The organism is Geodermatophilus sp. SYSU D00663 (genome assembly GCF_054050655.1).
This window is the reverse complement of sequence record NZ_JBJGZT010000012.1, coordinates 106,061-123,441: the sequence shown is the minus strand read 5'-3', so window position 1 is coordinate 123,441 and position 17,381 is coordinate 106,061. Positions and strand designations below refer to the sequence as shown.

The following is a 17,381-nucleotide window of genomic DNA, read 5'->3' as shown; positions in this document are numbered from 1 at the left end:
CGGCCGCCGTCCCGCTCAGCTGAAGGCGTCGACGATGTCCATGGCGGCCGGGCCGAGCAGCACGACGAACAGGACCGGCAGGATGCACAGCATCAGCGGGAAGAGGACCTTGACCGGGATCTGCATGGCCTTCTCCTCGGCCCGCTGCCGGCGCTTGAGCCGCATCTCCTGCGCCTGGGTGCGCAGCACGTCGGCGATCGAGACGCCGTAGACGTCGGCCTGCACGACGGCCCGGATGAACCGCCGCAGGTCCTCCACCCCGGTGCGGTCGGCCAGCGCGAGGTAGGCCTCGCGGCGGGGCTGGCCCACGCCGATGTCCTGCAGCGTGCGCACCAGCTCCTCGGCCAGCGGCCCGCGCCCGTTCCGCCCGGCCCGCGCCATGGCGGCCTCGAACCCGAGACCGGCCTCCACGGCGATCGTCATCTGGTCGAGGGTGTCGGCCAGCTCCAGCCCGATGGCCTGCTGGCGTTCCTGGCCCCGGCTGTGGAGGAGCAGCTCGGGGACGAAGTAGGCGACGACCGTCGTGGCGACGGCCACGAGCACGGTGAGGCCCCCCGGACGGCCGCTCACGAGGAGCAGCCCGAGGGCCGCCGCGATGGCGGCCAGGACCAGCTTGGCGGCGACCAGCCGGGGGACGGGCCAGGCCGCCGGCCGCCCGGCGGCGCCGGCCATCCGGTCCAGCCGGACGACGGTGCCCGCCGGCGTCAGCACGGAGGCCAGGCGGGTCAGGAGGCCCGGGCGGACCCGGACGGCGGCCCGCGGGCCGGCACCCGGCACGTCGAGCCCGCGGGCGAGGTTGGCCCGGGACCGGGCGGCGGCGTCCTGCGGGCGGGCGAACAGCGCCCAGCCGAGCAGGGGGACGCCGGCGGCCACGGCGAGCACCGCGGCGAGGACGGGAGGGGGGACGGTGCTCATCAGAACCGGATCGCCACGGTCTTCTTGAGCCACAGCCCGCCGACGACCAGCAGGACCGCCGACACAGCGACCATGACCCAGCCCGCAAGGGACCCGGTGAACGCGGAGAGGTAGGCCGGGTTGGTGACCGCGAGGAAGGCGACGATGCCGACCGGCAGGGCCATGAGGACCCAGGCCGACAGCCGGCCCTCGGCCGACAGCGCCTTCACCTGGCGGCGGATCGCGTTCCGCTCGCGGATCGTGTGGCCGACGGTGTCGAGCACCTCGGCCAGGTTGCCGCCGACCTCCCGGTGGATGGCGATGGCCTGGGCGGTCCAGCGGAAGTCGTCGCTGTCCACCCGCGCGGCCACCTCGTCCAGCGCGGCGCCGAGGTCCCGGCCCACCCGGGTCTCGTTGACGATCCGGGCGAACTCCTCCCCGATCGGGGCCGGCGCCTGGTCGGCCACCGCGTCCACAGCGCGCAGCAGGCTGTGCCCGGCGCGCAGGCTGCTGGCCATCAGCTGCAGCGCGTCGTCGAGCTGGTCGGCGAACCGGGCCTGCCGCCGACCGGTCCGCAGCCGGACCACCACCCGCGCGCCCAGCGGGACGAGCAGGGCGAGCAGCAGCCCGGCGAGCACGCCGCCGAGCAGCCACCCGAGCGCACCGGCGACGAGCGTGGCCAGGCCGGTGAGCAGCACCACCTCGGCCGGCCCCGTCGCGATGCCGGCCCGCTCGAGCGCGGAGGCGACCGCCCCGACGCCACCCCGCCTCGCCAGCACCTGCTCGACGCCGTCCTGCGCCTGCGCGGCCACCCTGGTCAGCAGCGTCGGCGGCGGTGCGACCGTGGGGTCCAGCCGGGCCAGCGGCACCCGGCGCGGGCCGGCGGGCACCACGCCGAGCGCCAGGACGGCCAGCCCGCCGGTCACCAGCAGCAGACCGAGCAGCAGCAGCGCCGGGGACATCAGGCCCACCGCCGCGCGTGCACCGGCTCGGGCGTCCCGAACACCGCCGGGGAGACCCGGATGCCGAGTTCCTCGAAGCGGTCGGTGAACCGCGGCCGCACGCCGGTCGCCACCGGCTTGCCGAGGAAGCGGCCGGAGGGGTCGACGCCGGCCGAGTAGTCGAACAGGAACGCGTCCTGCAGGGTCACCGTCTCCCCCTCCATGCCCTGCACCTCGGTCACGTGGGTGACCCGGCGGGTGCCGTCCCGCAGCCGGGTCAGCTGGACGACGACGTCCACGGCCGAGGCGATCTGCTCCCGGATGGCCCGCAGCGGCAGGTCCATGCCGGCCATGAGCACCAGGGTCTCCAGCCGGGCGATGGCGTCCCGCGGCGAGTTGGCGTGCACCGTCGACAGCGAGCCGTCGTGGCCGGTGTTCATCGCCTGCAGCATGTCCAGCGACTCCCCGCCGCGGCACTCCCCGACCACGATCCGGTCGGGGCGCATCCGCAGGCTGTTGCGGACCAGGTCGCGGATGGTGATCGCGCCCCTGCCCTCGATGTTGGGCGGGCGCGACTCCAGTCGGACGACGTGCTCCTGCTGCAGCTGCAGCTCGACGGCGTCCTCGATGGTGACGATCCGCTCGCCCTCCGGGATGAAGGACGACAGCACGTTGAGCAGCGTCGTCTTCCCGGTCCCGGTGCCGCCCGAGACGATGATGTTGAGCCGGGCCTCGACGCAGGCGTGCAGCAGCTCGGCCATCTCGGGGCTGAGCGTGCCGAAGCCGATGAGGTCGTCGACGCCGAAGGGATCCTTCGAGAACTTGCGGATGGTCAGCGTCGAGCCGGAGAAGGCCAGCGGCGGGATGATCGCGTTGACGCGGGAGCCGTCGGCGAGGCGCGCGTCGACCATCGGCGAGGACTCGTCGATCCGGCGTCCCACCCGGGAGACGATCCGGTCGATCACCCGGCGCAGGTGCTCCTCGGAGGTGAACCGGGCCGCGCTGCGCACCAGCTTGCCGCCCTGCTCGACGTAGACCATCTCGGGACCGTTGCACATGATCTCGGTGACCGTCGGGTCGTCGAGCAGCTTCTGCAGCGGGCCGAACCCGAGCACGTCGTCGGCCAGCTCCGCGGTCAGCCGGGCCCGCTCGTCCGGCGAGAGCGGGACCTTCTCCTCGTCGACGACGGTGTCCAGCTCGCCGAGGACGATGCCGCGCAGCGCCTCCTCCGACAGCGACGGGTCGTTCATCCGCGACCCCATGCGCTCGAACAGCGCCTTGGCGACGCGGTCCTTGAGCCGGGTGAGGGCGTCGGTCGGGGGCGCCGGGGCGGCCGCGGGCACCGGCCGGGGCGCGGGGACGACCGCCGGCGCCGGCGTCTGCACCGACGCGGGAGGGGCCGCCGGCTCGGCCGGCCGGCCCTTGGCGGCGGCGAGGCGGGAGGCGAGGTTCACGACGCCGCCCGGTGCGTCGAGGCGGAGGTCACGACGCCGCCCGGTGCATCGCGGCGGAGGTCACGACGCCGCCCGGTGCTTGGCGCGGTAGCGGCCGGGCTTGACCAGCGGGGTGGCGGCGAACCGGGAGACCAGCCGGCGCAGCTCCTTGGCCGCCGGGTCCTTGCCGTTGCCGGCGAGGATCGGCACGCCCTGGTTGGTCGACGCCGGGACCGCGGGCGACCGCGGGACGACGACGTCGACCCCGGTGCCGATCGCGGACTCGACGTCGCGCTGCGACAGCCCGCTCTTCGGGTCGGCCATGTTCATGACCACGTGCCGGCCGGCCGGGATCATGCCGAGCTCGCCCAGCACCTGCACCTCCTTGCGCAGGCCGCGGACGCCGGGCACGTCCATGCTGCTGAGCAGGACCACGTCGGTGGCGCCGTCGATGGCGGCCAGCGTGTGCTCCGAGAGCCCCGGTGCGGTGTCGACGACGACGTAGCGGAACTCCCGGGACAGGGCGGTGAGCAGCCGGGTGACGTCCTCGGCGGTGACCGTGTCCCCGGCGGCCGGCGACTCCGACCCGCAGACGGCGAACAGCCCGCTGGGGTGCTGGGTGAGGAAGGTCTTGAGGACCATGGTGTCCTGGCTGGCCGGGCCGTGGACGGCGTCGGGCAGCGTGTACTCGGGCACCAGGCCGAGCGCGGAGGCCACGTCGCCGAACTGCACGTCGAGGTCGACCAGCACGGTCCCCTGCGGGGCCGTGGCGGCCAGGCCGACGGCGAGGTTGGTCGCCACCGTCGTCTTGCCCACGCCGCCCTTCGGGGAGGCCACGGTGACGACGCGGCCGGTGAAGCGGGCGGTCTCGTCCAGCGGCCGCAGCACCCGGCGCCGGTCGGCGGCGGCCGCGCCGGCGCGCTCGACGGCCGCGGCGAGGTCGGCCGGCTCGGCGCGCGGTGGCACCAGGTCGCGGATGCCGGCCCGCATCGCCGCCTGCCACAGCTCCGGCGTGGGCTCGGCGACGAGGACGACGCTGATGCCTGGGCACTGCACGTCCAGCCGGCCGGCCAGGGTCAGCACCTCGTGCAGCGGCGCCAGCGGGCCGACGAGCAGGACGTCGGGCAGCTCGTTGTCGGTCAGCAGCTCGAACAGCCGCGCCGGGTCCCCGGGCAACCGGCCGGGGGGCAGCACCTGGACGTCGCCGTCCACGGCGACCGCGACCGCCTCCCGCAGGTCGTCGCCGGCGCCGGCGAGCACGACGCGGCTCATTCGGTCGCCTCCGCGGCCACGGCGCCGAGGGCGGCGAGCAGGTCGCCGTAGACGTTGCCCTGGGTGACCACGCGGGTGCCGGAGGTGTCGGCGCCCTCGCGCTCGAGCGCCAGCCACACCTTCGCGTGCTCCATGCCGAAGACCACCCGCTCGGCGTCCCGGGCCGGCAGGGCCATGGTGACCATCACGTTGCCGGTCGGGGCGACGCTGGAGGCCGAGGCGGTCTCCACGTCACCGCCCTCGGTGCCGGCGGGCGCGGGCGCGCCCTGGACCTGGGTGACGAGGACGCCGTGCAGGGTGGCGTGCGTGGTGCCGATCTGCTCGTCCTCGGGGTCGGCGTCGATGTTGCCCTGCAGCTCCATCGAGATGTAGACGCCGATCTCGTCGCCGGCGGCCAGCCGGCCCCCGACCGCGCGCTGCGGCTCGAGGACCACGCTCACCTCCGACAGCCCCTCGGGCACCGGCACGGTGCCGGGCGCCTGCAGGTCGCCGGGCGCGGCGAACCGGCCGGCCAGCAGCTGCTCGCCGGGCTCGAGGTCCGCGGTGGCGACCTGGCCGGTGAGCTGGTCGAGGTCGGTCACCCGCCCCTCGACCGCCGCCTTGGCGGGCAGCACCTCGGTGCGGACCAGGTCGGCGACCTCCTCGGCCGGGGTGCCCTCGGGGATCGGCTGGTCGACCACGAGCACCTCGACCGTGCGCACCCCCGCGAGGGCGCGGGCGTCGGCGCCGCGCACGTAGGCCAGCAGCACCACGGTGCCGGCGGCCACGAGGACCAGCGCCGCGACGGCGGCGAGCAGTCGGCGTCTCACGGAAGGGCCCCTATCGGATCAGTCGGAGGACGGACGCGCCCAGGTCCGGGGCGTCGGTGCTGGTGTCGAAGGCGCCGGAGGCGTCGACGAAGCGGGTGAAGTAGCCGCGGATGCAGCGCTCCTCGCCCTTGCAGGGCTCGCCGGAGTCGAAGAGCCCGCCGAAGTGGTAGCCGGTGATCGTGAAGGCGGCGTAGCCGTAGACCTCGTACCAGGCGCCACTGCCGGTGCCGCCGGCCTCGTCGAAGATCGGGAGCAGCACGGTCCGGCCGACCAGGGCCGCGACGTCGCCGACCGAGCAGCCCTGCGAGGGGTTGTTGCCCGGCTCGGAGTCGAAGCGGTTGCCCATCCGCGTGGTGGCCTTGCAGGTGTTGCCGCCGTCGGACTCCAGCCAGCCGAAGCCGCCGGGCACGAACATGCGCGAGGGGCCGGTGCAGCCGGTGTCGGACTTCTTGGGCAGCACGATGGTGCGTTCCGTGGTGCCCGAGGGCATGCCGCCGCCGGTCTGGGCCTGCCACTCGCACCAGGAGAAGATCAGCGGCAGCATCGCCGTCCCGCCGCTGGGCGCGCCCCAGGTGACGGTCGCCGTCGCCGAGACGGAACTCGCGTCGTGGCCGATGACCGGGGCGAACCAGTGCTCGCGGGGGGCGCTGCCGGTGACCGTCACGCGGGTGGGCCCGCTCTGCAGCACCGGCGGGGCCGCGGTGGCCGCGCCGGCGCCGGCGGCGGCCTCGTCGTTGGCGTCGACCAGCTCCTGGGCGGTGGCCTGCATGTCGCCGCAGGCGCCGCGGGCGCAGTCGCGGGCCACGGCGAGGGCGGCGGCGTCGGCGGCGACCTGGAGGCGGGCCTTGTCGGCGTAGAGGGCGCCGACGTCGACGGCGATCGCGGTGAAGCCGAGCAGCGGGACGAGCAGGACGGACAGCAGCACGGCCACCGCGCCGCGCTCGCCGGCCAGCCGGCGCCGGACGCGGGCCTGCAGGGGGCGGGTCAGCCGTTGCACCGCATGACCCCCGTCCCGGTCAGGTCGACGTCGGCGCCGAAGAAGCCGGTCAGGAAGGGCATCGGGTAGCTGATGGTCACCCGCACGTTGGCCGTCGTCGTGGCGGTCATCGGGCACGCGGCGGGCGTGATGGCGATCTGGGCGTCGGTGATCGCCGGGTCGAGGGTGGGGGCGGCGTCGCGGACGGCGGCGCGGGCGGCGGCCGGGTTGCTCTGCAGCGCCATGACCCGGGCGCCCTCGCGGGCCGCCGCGGACAGGGTCCCCTGGACCTGGAAGGCGTGGCCGAACTCGACGATCCCGAGGACCAGGATCATCAGCAGGGGCACGATCAGCGCGAACTCGACGACGCTGGCGCCGCGCTCGCGCTGCAACCGCTTCCTCATGTCAGCCTCCCTCCCTGGACGCTGCGGCCGGGCGTCGTGGCGACTCGTCGTCGCCACGACGCCCGGAGTGGGGTCTGGCTGGGTCAGCTGGCCCCGCCGGCGGCGTTGGCGCCCTCGAGGCCGGTCAGCACCTTGTCGAAGAGGTCCTTGAGCTCGGGGCCGAGCAGGACCAGGGTCGCGATGATCGCGACGGCGATCAGGCCGACGAGCAGGCCGTACTCGACGGCGGTGGCCCCCTTCTCCTCCCGCTCGACGCGGTCCTTGGCGAGGGAGACGAGGGTGACGAGGGTGGCGAGCGGGTTCAGCACGGTTCTCTCCTGTGGGGGTGGGCCGCCGGTCCGGATCGGTCGACCCGGCCAGCCACGGCGCTGGGGACACCGTCGGGCAGGAGGTGCGGAGACTTGAGGGTCCTTCACCCCGTCCACGGACAGGGTTCATCCTCCCGGTGCGCTCCGCAGCCGGGCGGTCACTGTGAGTGTTCGGGCTTCGTCAGGGAACGAGCGGGGCCAGGACCACCAGTCCGGTGCCCAGCAGCAGCGCCGGGCCGAAGGGCAGCTCCGTGCGCAGTCCCACGCGACGGACCGCCATCAGCACCAGGGCCAGCACCGCCTGGACGGCGAACCCGGTGAACAGGCCGAGCACGACGTGCGGCCAGCCCAGCCAGCCGAGGTACAAGCCGAGGACGGCGCCCAGCTTCACGTCCCCCATCCCCATGCCGCGCGGTGAGACCAGCGCCATGGCCAGCAGCACGCCGAACACCGCCGCGGCCGCGAGCACCGCGCGCAGCAGCGCCGGCCACTCCCCCGCGACCGCCGCGGCGCCGGCGAGCAGGACGCCGCCCGCGACCAGGGTGGGCAGCACGACCCGGTTGGGCAGCAGCGAGTGCCGCCGGTCGATCGCGGCCAGCAGCACCCCGACGACGGCCAGCAGGAGGTAGGCGGGCAGCTCGGCGGAGACGCCGAACCGCCACGCGGTCAGCGCACACAGCGCGGCGGTCAGGAGGACCAGGACTGGCCGCGCCGCCGGCCGCTCCTCCACGTGCCGGTCCCGGGACGGGATCGCCGGTGCACCCGCGGGCACCCGGGTGTTCCGGCTCCGGGTCTGCCGCCCGGCGGCCGGCCACGGAAAGCTCGCCGCAGCCCGGTCGACCGCCACGCCCGCGGCCAGGCCGAGGAGCGCGACGACCCCGGTGGCGGCAGCGGTGGCGGACACGGCGGTCACGATGGCACGACGCGACGTGCAGGCCCGTGAGCGAAATGCGCCCCCTTCGGGTGAGATCCCGGGCCCCGTCGCGGTGGCAGGATCTCGGCGGCCGGCGAACGGGTCGGCACCGGGACCGCACGAGGAGGACGCATGGAGCCCGGGACGCCGTCCGCCCTCCGCCTGCCCGACGGGCGCGAGCTCGCCTGGTCCGAGTGGGGGCCGGCGGACGGGCGGCCGGTGCTGTTCTGCCCGGGGGCCGGGATGAGCGGCGTCCTCGGCTTCGGTACCGGTGAACTGTGCGGCCTGGGCCTGCGGCTGCTCGCGCTCGACCGCCCCGGCCTGGGGCGGTCCTCCCCGGACCCCACGAAGACGTACGCGTCCTGGGCGGACGACGTCGGGCACCTGGTCGCCGCGCTGGGCCTGGAGCGCGTCCTCGGGGTCGGCTTCTCGCAGGGCGCCCCGTTCGCCGTCGCGCTGGCAGGCGCCGGCCTGCTGGACGCGCTCGCGCTCGTGGCCGGGCAGGACGACCTGCGCGCGCAGCGACGCCTGCTGGTGCCCGAGGTGGCGGGCATGCTCGACGCCGCCGACGCCGACCCGGCCGGCTTCGAGCGGGAGATCGCCCGGGTCGCGACGGCGGACTGGCTGTGGGACGTCGTCCTCACCACCGCCGCACCGGTCGACCGCACCCGCTACGAGGGCACCGACCTCGGCGGCGCCGTCCGTGCCGCGCTCGACGACGGGTTCCGTCAGGGTGCCGCCGGTTACGCGCGCGACCTGGTGACCGCACTGGGGCACTGGCCGGTCCGCCCCGAGGACCTGACCGTGCCGCTGCACCTCTGGTACGGCGCGCACGACACCAGCACGGTCCACTCCCCCGACCTCGGCCGCGGCCTGGCCGCCCGGATCCCCGGCGCCCGGCGCACCGTGCTCGACGACGAGGGCGGCGCGCTGCTGTGGACCCGCGCGCGGGACGTGCTCAGCGCGCTGGCTGCCTGACCACCGGCACGGTCCGATCGGTGCACGTCGTCCCGGGACTGTCGCAGGCGCTCCGTGCTCGTCTGCGTGCCGCTCGCCGTCACCGGGACTGTTCCTCACGGACCGAGGCGACCGGATCGTCGTCACCGTCGGGCAGGCTGCGCGCGTGACCTTCGACGCGACGCTCGTGCGGTGGCCCGGTGCCGGCGGCTGGGTGTTCGCGCCCGTGCCGCCGGAGCACGCGCCGGAGACCGCTGGTCCCTTCGGCCGGGTTCCGGTGACCGCGACCGTCGACGGGCGCACGTGGTCGACCAGCGTCTGGCGCGACCGCGCGGCGGGCTGGCTGCTCCCCGTGCCCGCGCGGATCCGGCGGGGCAAGGACGACGGCGACGTCGTCACGGTCGACGTCGAGGTGGATCCCGTCCGGTTGTGAGAACCCGTCGCTGACCTGCGGGAACTGTCGTACCCCGGCCGTAGCCTGCGGGATGTGGAGGAGGTCGCCGAGTACGTCTCGCCGGTGGAGCGCGCGCTCGCCGGCTGGCTGCTGGAGCGGCCGGTGTCGATCCCCCGGTTGCCGGTCTCTCTCCTGTCGCGGGAGCAGAAGGCCGCCGAGCTGCAGCGGGTGGCCGCACTCAAGGCGATGACCGCCGCCTACGAGGCCGAACTCGTCCTGGGCCTGGCCGACGACACACCGGCCGATCCCGATCCCGCGCCGGGCGCCCCCGGCGCCCGGACGGGCTCCTGGGCGCCGGATGCCGAGCTGCCCGGGGTGTCGGAGTTCTTCACCGCCGAGCTGGCACTCGTGCTCAACATCGGCCGCGGCACCGCCTCCCACCTCGCCCACCGCGCCTGGACGTACCGCTCCCACCTGCCCGGCACCTGGGCGGCGCTGGCCGCCGGGCGGCTGGACGAGGCCCGTGCCAAGGCACTGGTCGACGTGCTCGAGCACACCGACGCGGCGACCGCCCGGACGCTCGAGGCCCACCTGCTGCCCGAGGCCACGTCCCTGACGGTGCGCAAGCTCAAGGACCGCGCGCTGGCGCTGCTGCTCGACGCCGACCCCCAGGCGATCGACCACCGAAGGGCGACCGCGCAGCGGCACGCCGACGTGCGGCTGTACGACTGCCCCTTCGACGGCATGGCCACCCTCGCCGCCGACCTCCCCGCCGACCTCGCCGCGACCAGCTTCGCGGTCGTGGACGCGCTCGCCCGGATGCTCAAGGCCGACGGGGACCAGCGGCCGATCGGGCAGCTGCGCACCCTGGTCCTCGCCGACCTGCTCCAGCGGCCCTGGGAGACCGGCCGCCCGCCGGTGAGCGCCCATCTGCAGGTCATCGCCACCCTCGCCGCGCTGACCGGCCGCAGCAACGAGGCCGGCCAGGTCAACGGGCTGCCGATCACCGCCGCCCACCTGCGCGAGCTGCTCACCCAGCTCGACACCCTCGGCCTGCGAGCGCCCGAAGGCGGGGCGGTGACGCTCGCGCTGGTCGACGACGACGGCACCCTGCGGGCGACGACCACCCTCGACCGGCTGCGCCGACTCGCCCGCCGCGGCTGCGCCGACCACCCGGCCGACGCCGACTGCGACTGTGCGCTGCTGGACCGCCCGGCCGCGACCGACGCCTACGCCCCCTCCGCGCCGCAGCAGGCGTTCGTGCACACCCGCGACCGCACCTGCCGCTTCCCCACCTGCGGCCAGCGCGTCGGCTGGGCCGACACCGACCACGTCATCCCCCACGCCACCGGCGGCGCCACCGACTGCGCCAACCTGTGCTGCCTGTGCCGCAGCCACCACCGCCTGAAGACCTTCGCGCAGGGCTGGCGGTTCGAGATGACCGCCGACGGCGTGCTGACGGTGACGACACCGTCAGGAGTCACGCGGACGACCCGGCCACCGGGCCTGCACCCGCCACCGCCCGGACCCGGATCACCGCCCGACACCGGCCCACCGTCACCGGCCGACCCGGACGACGAGCCGCCACCGTTCTGACCGAGCCGGCGGGCGTCGGCTCGTGCACCTACGCCGAGCCGACGCCCGTCCCCACCGCACCGCGGCGCCGCAGCCGCCGACTGCCTGCCGAGGTGCCCGGCTGCCCTGTCGCGTGCCCACGTCAGCGGCCGTACCGGACGTGCAGCAGGCCGTCGTCGGTCTCGGTCAGCCGCCCACCCGCCGCGGCCATCGCCTCCGCCGCCTTCGCCAGCCGCTCGTAGGCGGCCGCCGCATCGGGCAGCGTCGCAGCGCGGTCGGCCGCGTGCCGGAAGGTCAGCGACTCGACCGTCCGGACGAGGACACCGCCGGCCACGGCGTGCACCCGCAGGGCGCTGCCCTCGGCGACCAGGTCACGGCCGGGACCGACCCGGGCCGCGACGACCGCCCACCTCCGGGAGCCGAACTCCGCCGCCGGCACCTGGCGGGTGAGCTCGGCGAGCACCTCGGACGGCAGGTCCGGCCCGCCCACCTGCACCGCTCCTGCCCCGCTGTGGGCCACGAGGGGCTGCCGGGGACGGCGGCGAGGGACAGCACCTCGTCGCCGGGGACGGGCGGCTCGTCGACCACCCGGACCCGCCAGCGCAGGGCGGGGGCGACGCCGGGCGCCGGCGGCGGCACCGGCGCCGGCGCCGGCGCCGGGGACGAGTGGGCGCGCTGCCGCCGGGACGGGCGGCTCGCGAGCAGGTGGCCGTCGCGCATGGGCTCGGTCAGCGTCCAGCCGGCGACGTGCGCGGCGCGGAGCTCGGCGGCCAGTGCGCGGACCCGGGCGGCGGCGTCGGCCAGGGAGACGACGTCGTCGAGGTCCCAGCGGTGCTCGGTCTCGTGGCGCGAGCCCGGCCAGGGCGACGCCGGGCGGGAGAGCTGCGTGGTCATGTCGGTCCTCGCGCGGACGGGACGACCCGCAGCGGGGAGCCGGCGGGGACCGCCGGGCCGGCGCCACGGGGACGGACCGTCTCGCGGGTCGGGGCCGGCGGGTGTCCCCGGGCGGGGTCCGGCGCCGACCGGCCGATCATGGCACGACCACGGTCACTCCCCCAGGGCGAAGGTCGCCTCGACGACGGCGCGGACGACGACGTCCTGCGGGTCCAGCTCCAGCGCGGGACCGCCGCCGCGGGCCGTGACCGCCATGGTCTCGGGAGCGCCGGGCACCGCGGAGGACAGCCCGGGGTCGGCCAGCTCCAGAAGCGGCCCGAGCGGGCGGCCGACCGCGTCGGCGAGGTCGGTGGCGGCCTCGCGGGCGGCGGCGACGGCGGCCCTGCGGACGGCGCGGCGCGCGGTGGCCGGGTCGTCGAGGTCCCAGGAGACGCCGCCGATCCCGGCACCCGCCGCGGCCACGACCTCGGCCAGCTCCGGGACGGCCCCGGCGTCGGCCTGCACGGTGCCGGCCACGGTCGCCTCCCAGCCGGCCGGCTCGGCGGTGCCGGTGTCCCAGACGAACCGCTCGTGCACCGACACGCGTGACAGGACCACGGCCCGCACCCCGGCGACCCCGGCGAGCGCCGCGCGCAGGCCGGCGGCGACCTCGGACGCCAGCGCCAGCGCCGCGGCCCGGCCGTCCGGGGAGACCTCGTGGACGTGCACGGCGAGCGTCGCGCAGTCGGGCGCGTGGTCGGCGGAGGCCTCCCCGCGCACGCGGACGACGGCCGGCGGCAGCGTCACGCGCGCCGTCAGCCCACCGCGGGCGCGGGTCGCGCGGTGAGCTCCGCGACCACCGACTCGTAGCAGCCGTGGAGCAGGTCCAGCCGCTCGACGAGGCGGTCGACCCAGGCCGCGGACGTGCTCACCGGCACCGGCTCGAACATCAGCGACCAGAACAACCGGTCCACGTGCGCGGTGCGCACGAACCGCCGCTCGTCCACCGACAACGTCGACCCGACGGCCGCGGCGAACCGCCGGGCCGCCTCCCTCCGCAGCCGCGCCGCCGCCGCGGGGACGGCCAGACCGATCGCCCGGCCCAGCAGCGGGACCAGGCGCGGCCGGTCGGCGTCGGAGAGCACGTCGTTGGCGTGCCGCAGGACGGCGGCGAGCTCGGCGTCGACGCACGCCGGGGCGTCGCTGAACGGCTCACCGGCCAGCAGGGCCGTGTACTCGAGGAAGCACGCGCCGCGAGCGGGCGTGCGGTGCCGTCCCCGGCTCAGCACGGGCAGGAAGTCAGGGCTCCGCGTCATGGTCACCGCCCCCTCCGGGCCGCCTCCGGCCCTCGGCGCGACGAGCGTAGGTCGGCAGGGCGGGTCCGCGCAGTCCCGCGGCCACGGCGAGACCACGCCGCGACCACCCGGCCACGACGAGCCCGCGGCGGGAGCCCTCGACGGCGCCGGCCGACGTCGGCCACGGTGGGCCGACGCCGACCCGAGGAGCCCAGCGCGATGACCCAGCTGTCCACCGCGATCGAGATCGACGCTCCGCCCGAGCGGGTGTGGGCCGAGCTCACCGACCTGGGCGCCTATCCCGAGTGGAACCCGTTCATCGTCCGGGCCGAGGGCGACGTCGTCCCCGGCGCCCGGCTGTCGCTGCGGATGCAGCCGGTGGGCGGACGGGCGATGGGCTTCCGCCCGCGCCTGCTCGAGGTCGCCCCGGCCCGCGAGCTGCGGTGGCTCGGCAGGCTCGGCGTGCCGGGCCTGTTCGACGGCGAGCACGTCTTCCGCCTCGAGCCCGTGGGGCCGGGCACCCGGCTGGTCCAGGAGGAGACCTTCCGCGGTGTGCTCGTCCCGCTGCTGGCGCGGTCGCTGCGGCGGGGCACGCTGCCCGCCTTCGAGGCCATGAACCGGGCGCTCAAGGAGCGCGCGGAGCGGAACCTGTGATCCGCCCTCCGGGGCACGGGAGCGGTCGGCGGCGTCCGGCGATGACCGTCCTGGGCAGGCTGGGTGCCCTGGCCGCGGACCTCGCGCCCGGGCTGCGCCCCACCGCCGGCACGTACACCGTCGAGCGGGACCTGCCCGTGTCGATGCCCGACGGGCGCGCCGTCGTCGACGGGATCCCCCGGCTCGACCCGCGCACCGTCCCGGCCGACGACGTCGCGGTCGCGGTCGCCGACGACGGCACCCTCGCCGTCGACGTCGCGCTGTTCCCCACCGCCTGCCGGTTCCGGGGCGGGCACCGGGTGCGGGTGCAGGTCACCGGTCCTGCCCTGACCGTCAGGGGACGACGTCGGGCACGAACCGCTGGCTGTCCAGCGGCGGGCGCACGTAGTCCTCGTCGACCGGCGGCCGCGGCGGCAGCTCCGGCGGCTCGGGGGTGAGGTCCTCGTAGGGCACCTGGGTGAGCAGGTGCGAGATCACGTTGAGGCGGGCGCGCTTCTTGACGTCGGCCTCGACCACCCACCACGGCGCCTCGGGGATGTCGGTCGCGGCGAACATCGCGTCCTTGGCCTTGGAGAACTCGACCCAGCGGTTGCGCGCCTCGAGGTCCATCGGGCTGAGCTTCCAGCGCTTGGTCGGGTCGTGCAGCCGCGCCTGGAAGCGCTTCTCCTGCTCGGTGTCGCTGACGGAGAACCAGTACTTGAGCACGGTGATCCCGCTGCGGACGAGCATCCGCTCGAACTCGGGGCAGGAGCGGAGGAACTCCTCGTACTCCTCGTCGGTGCAGAAGCCCATGACCCGCTCGACGCCGGCGCGGTTGTACCAGGACCGGTCGAACAGGACCATCTCGCCGCGGGTGGGCAGGTGCTCCACGTAGCGCTGGAAGTACCACTGCCCGCGCTCGCGCTCGGTCGGTGCCGGCAGCGCCACCACCCGGGTGGCCCGCGGGTTGACCGACTCGGTGATCCGCTGGATCGCGCCGCCCTTGCCGGCCGCGTCACGGCCCTCGAACAGGACGACGACGCGCAGCCCCCGCGCGCGGACGAACTCCTGCTGCTTGACCAGCTCCACCTGGAGGCGGGCCATCTCCTCCTCGTAGTACGCGGTGGGGACCTTGCCGGTGGACCTGGGTGCCTCCTCGACGGAGGGGCCGGACCGCTTCTTGGACGCCATGCCGCACCATCCACCCGCCCCGCCGGGCGGGGCAAGGGACGGGAGGACGCCGGGGTGCCCGACCGGCGCGGTCAGGTGCCGCAGAACGTGACGAACGGTCCCCCGGGGCCGGGGGCGGCGTAGCGCTCCAGCCCGGGCCGCTCGTCGAACGGCCGGCGGACCACCTCGACCAGTCGCTCGACCGGGCCCGTGTCGCCGGCGGTGGCCGCGGCCAGCGCCTCCTCGACGAGGTGGTTGCGCGGCACGTAGACGGGGTTGACCCGGTCCATGGCGTCCGCGTCCGGGGCCAGCGCGCGCCAGCGCTCCAGCCAGGCGTCGATCCCGGCGAGGTCGAGGACCAGCTCACGGACCGGCTCGGCGTCACCGCGCGCGGCCGCCGACAGCGCCCGCGCCGAGGAGGTCAGGTCGACCCGGTTCGCCTGCAGCAGCGCGAGCCAGTCGTCGACCAGGACCCGGGCGACCTCGTCGTCGAGCCCGGCGGGCAGGCCGAGCTTGGCCCGCCGGCCGGCCAGCAGCGCCGCCTCGTAGCGCGGGCGGAACCGGCCGAGCGCCTCGACGGCGAGCGCGACCGCCTGCTCCTGCTCGTCGGCGAACAGCGGCAGCAGCGCCTCGGCCAGCCGGGCGAGGTCCCACTCGGCGGCGAGCGGCTGGTTGCCGTAGCGGTAGCGCCCGCCCTCGTCGACCGAGCTGAACCACGTGTCGGGGTCGTAGCCCTCCATGAAGGCGCACGGCCCGTAGTCGATGGTCTCGCCGGACAGCGTCACGTTGTCGGTGTTCATCACGCCGTGCACGAAGCCGACGAGCATCCAGCGCGCCACCAGGTCCGCCTGCGCGGCGACGACCGCCTCGTAGAGCGCGAGGTACCGGTTGCCGGCGTCCGCCGAGGCCGGGTGGTGCCGGTCGATCGCCTCGTCGGCGAGCCGGCGCAGCAGGTCGTCGTCGCCGGTGGCGCGGGCGTACTGCGTGCTGCCGACCCGCAGGTGGCTGGCGGCCACCCGGGCGAGGACGGCGCCGGGCAGCAGGGTCTCCCGGCGCACCGGACGCCCGGTGGCGACGACGGCGAGCGAGCGGGTGGTGGGGATGCCGAGGGCGTGCATCGCCTCGCTGACGACGTACTCGCGCAGCATCGGCCCGACGGCGGCCAGCCCGTCGCCGCCGCGGGAGAACGGCGTGGCGCCCGAGCCCTTGAGGTGCAGGTCGACCGGCCGGCCGTCGGCGCCGGGGAGCTCGCCGAGCAGCAGCGCCCGCCCGTCCCCCAGCCGCGGGTTGTAGTAGCCGAACTGGTGGCCGGCGTAGGCCTGCGCCACCGGCCGCGCGCCCTCGGGCACGACGGTGCCGGTGAGCAGCCCGACGCCGGCGGGCCCGCGCAGCTCTTCCGGGTCCAGGCCGAGCTCCGCGGCCAGCGGCTCGTTGAGCACGAGCAGCCGAGGGGCGGGCGTCTCGACGGCCTGCCAGGGCACGGCCATCTCCGGCAGCGCGGTGGCGAAGCGGGTGCCGAGGACGACGGAGACGCCGGGGGTGACGGTCACCCCCTCGAATGTACGGACGGCGCCGGACCCGGGTCGTCGTCTGCGACCCTGCCCGGGTGTCCGGGGAGGTCGAGCTGAGCCTGCAGGACCTCCGCGTGGTGGCCCGCTACGCGGCCGGGTGCGCGCGGGAGGTCCTGGCGCTGTTCGAGGCCGAGCGCCCCGGCGACGGGCGACCGCGGGCGGCGGTCGAGGCCGCGGACGCCTTCGCCGATGGGGCCGCCCGGACGGTGCTGCAGCGGACGACCGCCCTGGCGGCGCACCGGGCCGCGGCCGAGGCTCCGCCCGGGGCCGCGCGGGAGGCGGCGCGCGCGGCCGGCTCCGCGGCGGCCGCGGCGTACCTGCACCCGCTGGCGCGGGCGACGCAGGTGCGGCACGTCCTGGGGGCGGCGGCGTCCGCGGCACGGGCGGCGGAGCTGGCCGTCGGCGGCGACGAGGCGGTGGGAGCCGCGTGGATCGAGCGGGCGCGACAGCGGGCGACGCCCGGCCTGGTCGCGGTGCTCCGGCGCTACCCGGCCGCTCCGACGGGCGGGAACCGGACGAGCCGGCTCGTGGCCGCGCTGGACGCCGCGCTGCGGGCGTGAGCCGGTCAGCGCAGCAGGCGGTCCTGCACGCGCCGCAGCACGGTCCGCGCCAGCCGGCCGGCGGGCGGGCGCGGGGCCTCGAGCCGCGACTCGACGGCGGCCAACCGCGTCTCCAGGTCGGTGACCGTGGCCGGGGCGGCCGGCGGCGTGACCGCGAGCTCGGCGAGGCCCTCGGTCAGCCCGGACACCAGGCCGGCCACCTCGTCGGGCCGGAGCTTGACGGTGCCGACGCACGCGTCGTCGCGCCAGATGCTCAGGTTGACCAGGCCCTGCGCCGGGTGGGCGGAGACGCGGACCGCGCGGGTCCGGTCGCGTGCGTCCCACACCCAGCGGGCCCGTGCCGGCATCGCGGTGACCGTCATCCCGCCATGATCGCCACCGGAGCCCCCGTCGGCCAGCAGGA

At 76.3% G+C, this 17,381-nt stretch carries 20 protein-coding genes; 5 read left to right on the top strand and 15 right to left on the bottom strand.

The genetic code is table 11. From position 1 onward, the window contains the following. Window positions 1–15: 15 nt before the first annotated feature. The 9 genes from ACI79Z_RS11635 to ACI79Z_RS11595 all read right to left on the bottom strand — a co-directional run bounded on the left by ACI79Z_RS11635 (window position 16) and on the right by ACI79Z_RS11595 (window position 7,941). Window positions 16–915 carry a type II secretion system F family protein gene (locus ACI79Z_RS11635; protein ID WP_387989038.1) on the bottom strand — a complete coding sequence of 300 codons (900 nt, stop codon included), beginning with the start codon at window positions 913–915 and terminating at the stop codon, window positions 16–18. Beyond that, the gene (locus ACI79Z_RS11630; RefSeq protein WP_456902722.1) at window positions 915–1,856 is read right to left on the bottom strand and encodes a type II secretion system F family protein; all 942 of its coding nucleotides are present in this window, start codon (window positions 1,854–1,856) and stop codon (window positions 915–917) included. Before ACI79Z_RS11630 ends, ACI79Z_RS11635 begins: the two co-directional genes overlap by 1 nt. Further along, the gene (locus ACI79Z_RS11625) at window positions 1,856–3,289 is read right to left on the bottom strand and encodes a CpaF family protein (RefSeq protein ID WP_456902721.1); all 1,434 of its coding nucleotides are present in this window, start codon (window positions 3,287–3,289) and stop codon (window positions 1,856–1,858) included. Before ACI79Z_RS11625 ends, ACI79Z_RS11630 begins: the two co-directional genes overlap by 1 nt. Before the next feature lie 60 nt (window positions 3,290–3,349). Then, on the bottom strand, window positions 3,350–4,540 hold the full coding sequence (locus ACI79Z_RS11620) for an AAA family ATPase (RefSeq protein WP_387989032.1): 1,191 nt from the start codon (window positions 4,538–4,540) through the stop codon (window positions 3,350–3,352). After that, complete coding sequence (gene cpaB / locus ACI79Z_RS11615) at window positions 4,537–5,349, bottom strand: Flp pilus assembly protein CpaB (RefSeq protein ID WP_456902720.1); 813 nt, start codon at window positions 5,347–5,349, stop codon at window positions 4,537–4,539. Before cpaB ends, ACI79Z_RS11620 begins: the two co-directional genes overlap by 4 nt. A gap of 10 nt (window positions 5,350–5,359) precedes the next feature. Further along, entirely contained in the window at window positions 5,360–6,346 is a 987-nt protein-coding gene (locus tag ACI79Z_RS11610) for a pilus assembly protein TadG-related protein (RefSeq protein ID WP_387989028.1), read from the bottom strand. Further along, a complete protein-coding gene (locus ACI79Z_RS11605; RefSeq protein ID WP_387989026.1) occupies window positions 6,334–6,729 on the bottom strand; it encodes a TadE/TadG family type IV pilus assembly protein in 396 nt (131 codons plus the stop codon). The genes ACI79Z_RS11610 and ACI79Z_RS11605 overlap by 13 nt, the downstream gene beginning before the upstream one ends. Window positions 6,730–6,812: 83 nt before the next feature. Next, the gene (locus ACI79Z_RS11600; RefSeq protein ID WP_387989024.1) at window positions 6,813–7,037 is read right to left on the bottom strand and encodes a Flp family type IVb pilin; all 225 of its coding nucleotides are present in this window, start codon (window positions 7,035–7,037) and stop codon (window positions 6,813–6,815) included. A 181-nt stretch (window positions 7,038–7,218) separates the two neighbouring features. After that, window positions 7,219–7,941 carry a prepilin peptidase gene (locus ACI79Z_RS11595; RefSeq protein ID WP_456902719.1) on the bottom strand — a complete coding sequence of 241 codons (723 nt, stop codon included), beginning with the start codon at window positions 7,939–7,941 and terminating at the stop codon, window positions 7,219–7,221. 141 nt (window positions 7,942–8,082) lie between these two features. Between ACI79Z_RS11595 and ACI79Z_RS11590 the strand changes: the two genes are divergently transcribed. The 3 genes from ACI79Z_RS11590 (at window position 8,083) to ACI79Z_RS11580 (ending at window position 10,897) form a co-directional block, all read left to right on the top strand. Beyond that, window positions 8,083–8,928 (top strand): alpha/beta fold hydrolase, encoded by an 846-nt coding sequence (locus tag ACI79Z_RS11590; RefSeq protein WP_456902718.1) that lies wholly within the window; start codon window positions 8,083–8,085, stop codon window positions 8,926–8,928. 145 nt (window positions 8,929–9,073) lie between these two features. Next, entirely contained in the window at window positions 9,074–9,340 is a 267-nt protein-coding gene (locus ACI79Z_RS11585) for a DUF1905 domain-containing protein (RefSeq protein ID WP_387989018.1), read from the top strand. A 54-nt stretch (window positions 9,341–9,394) separates the two neighbouring features. Next, window positions 9,395–10,897: a DUF222 domain-containing protein gene (locus ACI79Z_RS11580; RefSeq protein WP_456902717.1), complete on the top strand. Its 1,503-nt coding sequence runs from the start codon at window positions 9,395–9,397 to the stop codon at window positions 10,895–10,897. A gap of 121 nt (window positions 10,898–11,018) precedes the next feature. On the opposite strand, the gene ACI79Z_RS11575 is transcribed toward ACI79Z_RS11580, so the two are convergent. The 3 genes from ACI79Z_RS11575 to ACI79Z_RS11565 all read right to left on the bottom strand — a co-directional run bounded on the left by ACI79Z_RS11575 (window position 11,019) and on the right by ACI79Z_RS11565 (window position 13,065). Continuing rightward, window positions 11,019–11,366 carry a hypothetical protein gene (locus ACI79Z_RS11575; protein ID WP_456902716.1) on the bottom strand — a complete coding sequence of 116 codons (348 nt, stop codon included), beginning with the start codon at window positions 11,364–11,366 and terminating at the stop codon, window positions 11,019–11,021. Between the two features lie 557 nt (window positions 11,367–11,923). Continuing rightward, complete coding sequence (locus ACI79Z_RS11570) at window positions 11,924–12,556, bottom strand: SIMPL domain-containing protein (RefSeq protein ID WP_456902715.1); 633 nt, start codon at window positions 12,554–12,556, stop codon at window positions 11,924–11,926. 8 nt (window positions 12,557–12,564) lie between these two features. Next, entirely contained in the window at window positions 12,565–13,065 is a 501-nt protein-coding gene (locus ACI79Z_RS11565) for a hypothetical protein (protein WP_387984719.1), read from the bottom strand. A gap of 198 nt (window positions 13,066–13,263) precedes the next feature. On the opposite strand from ACI79Z_RS11565, the gene ACI79Z_RS11560 reads away from it, so the two are divergent. Continuing rightward, the gene (locus tag ACI79Z_RS11560) at window positions 13,264–13,698 is read left to right on the top strand and encodes an SRPBCC family protein (protein ID WP_456902714.1); all 435 of its coding nucleotides are present in this window, start codon (window positions 13,264–13,266) and stop codon (window positions 13,696–13,698) included. A gap of 333 nt (window positions 13,699–14,031) precedes the next feature. Here ACI79Z_RS11560 and ppk2 read toward each other — a convergent pair whose 3' ends face one another. Together ppk2 and ACI79Z_RS11550 are read right to left on the bottom strand one after the other, a co-directional pair. Further along, the gene (ppk2, locus tag ACI79Z_RS11555) at window positions 14,032–14,868 is read right to left on the bottom strand and encodes a polyphosphate kinase 2 (protein WP_387984722.1); all 837 of its coding nucleotides are present in this window, start codon (window positions 14,866–14,868) and stop codon (window positions 14,032–14,034) included. 71 nt (window positions 14,869–14,939) lie between these two features. Continuing rightward, window positions 14,940–16,397, bottom strand: a complete 1,458-nt coding sequence (locus ACI79Z_RS11550) for a protein adenylyltransferase SelO (RefSeq protein WP_456902713.1) — start codon at window positions 16,395–16,397, stop codon at window positions 14,940–14,942. 56 nt (window positions 16,398–16,453) lie between these two features. On the opposite strand from ACI79Z_RS11550, the gene ACI79Z_RS11545 reads away from it, so the two are divergent. Next, window positions 16,454–16,978 (top strand): putative immunity protein, encoded by a 525-nt coding sequence (locus ACI79Z_RS11545; protein WP_456902712.1) that lies wholly within the window; start codon window positions 16,454–16,456, stop codon window positions 16,976–16,978. Window positions 16,979–16,983: 5 nt separating this feature from the next. On the opposite strand, the gene ACI79Z_RS11540 is transcribed toward ACI79Z_RS11545, so the two are convergent. Continuing rightward, on the bottom strand, window positions 16,984–17,340 hold the full coding sequence (locus ACI79Z_RS11540) for a hypothetical protein (protein ID WP_387984728.1): 357 nt from the start codon (window positions 17,338–17,340) through the stop codon (window positions 16,984–16,986). Window positions 17,341–17,381 lie beyond the last annotated feature (41 nt).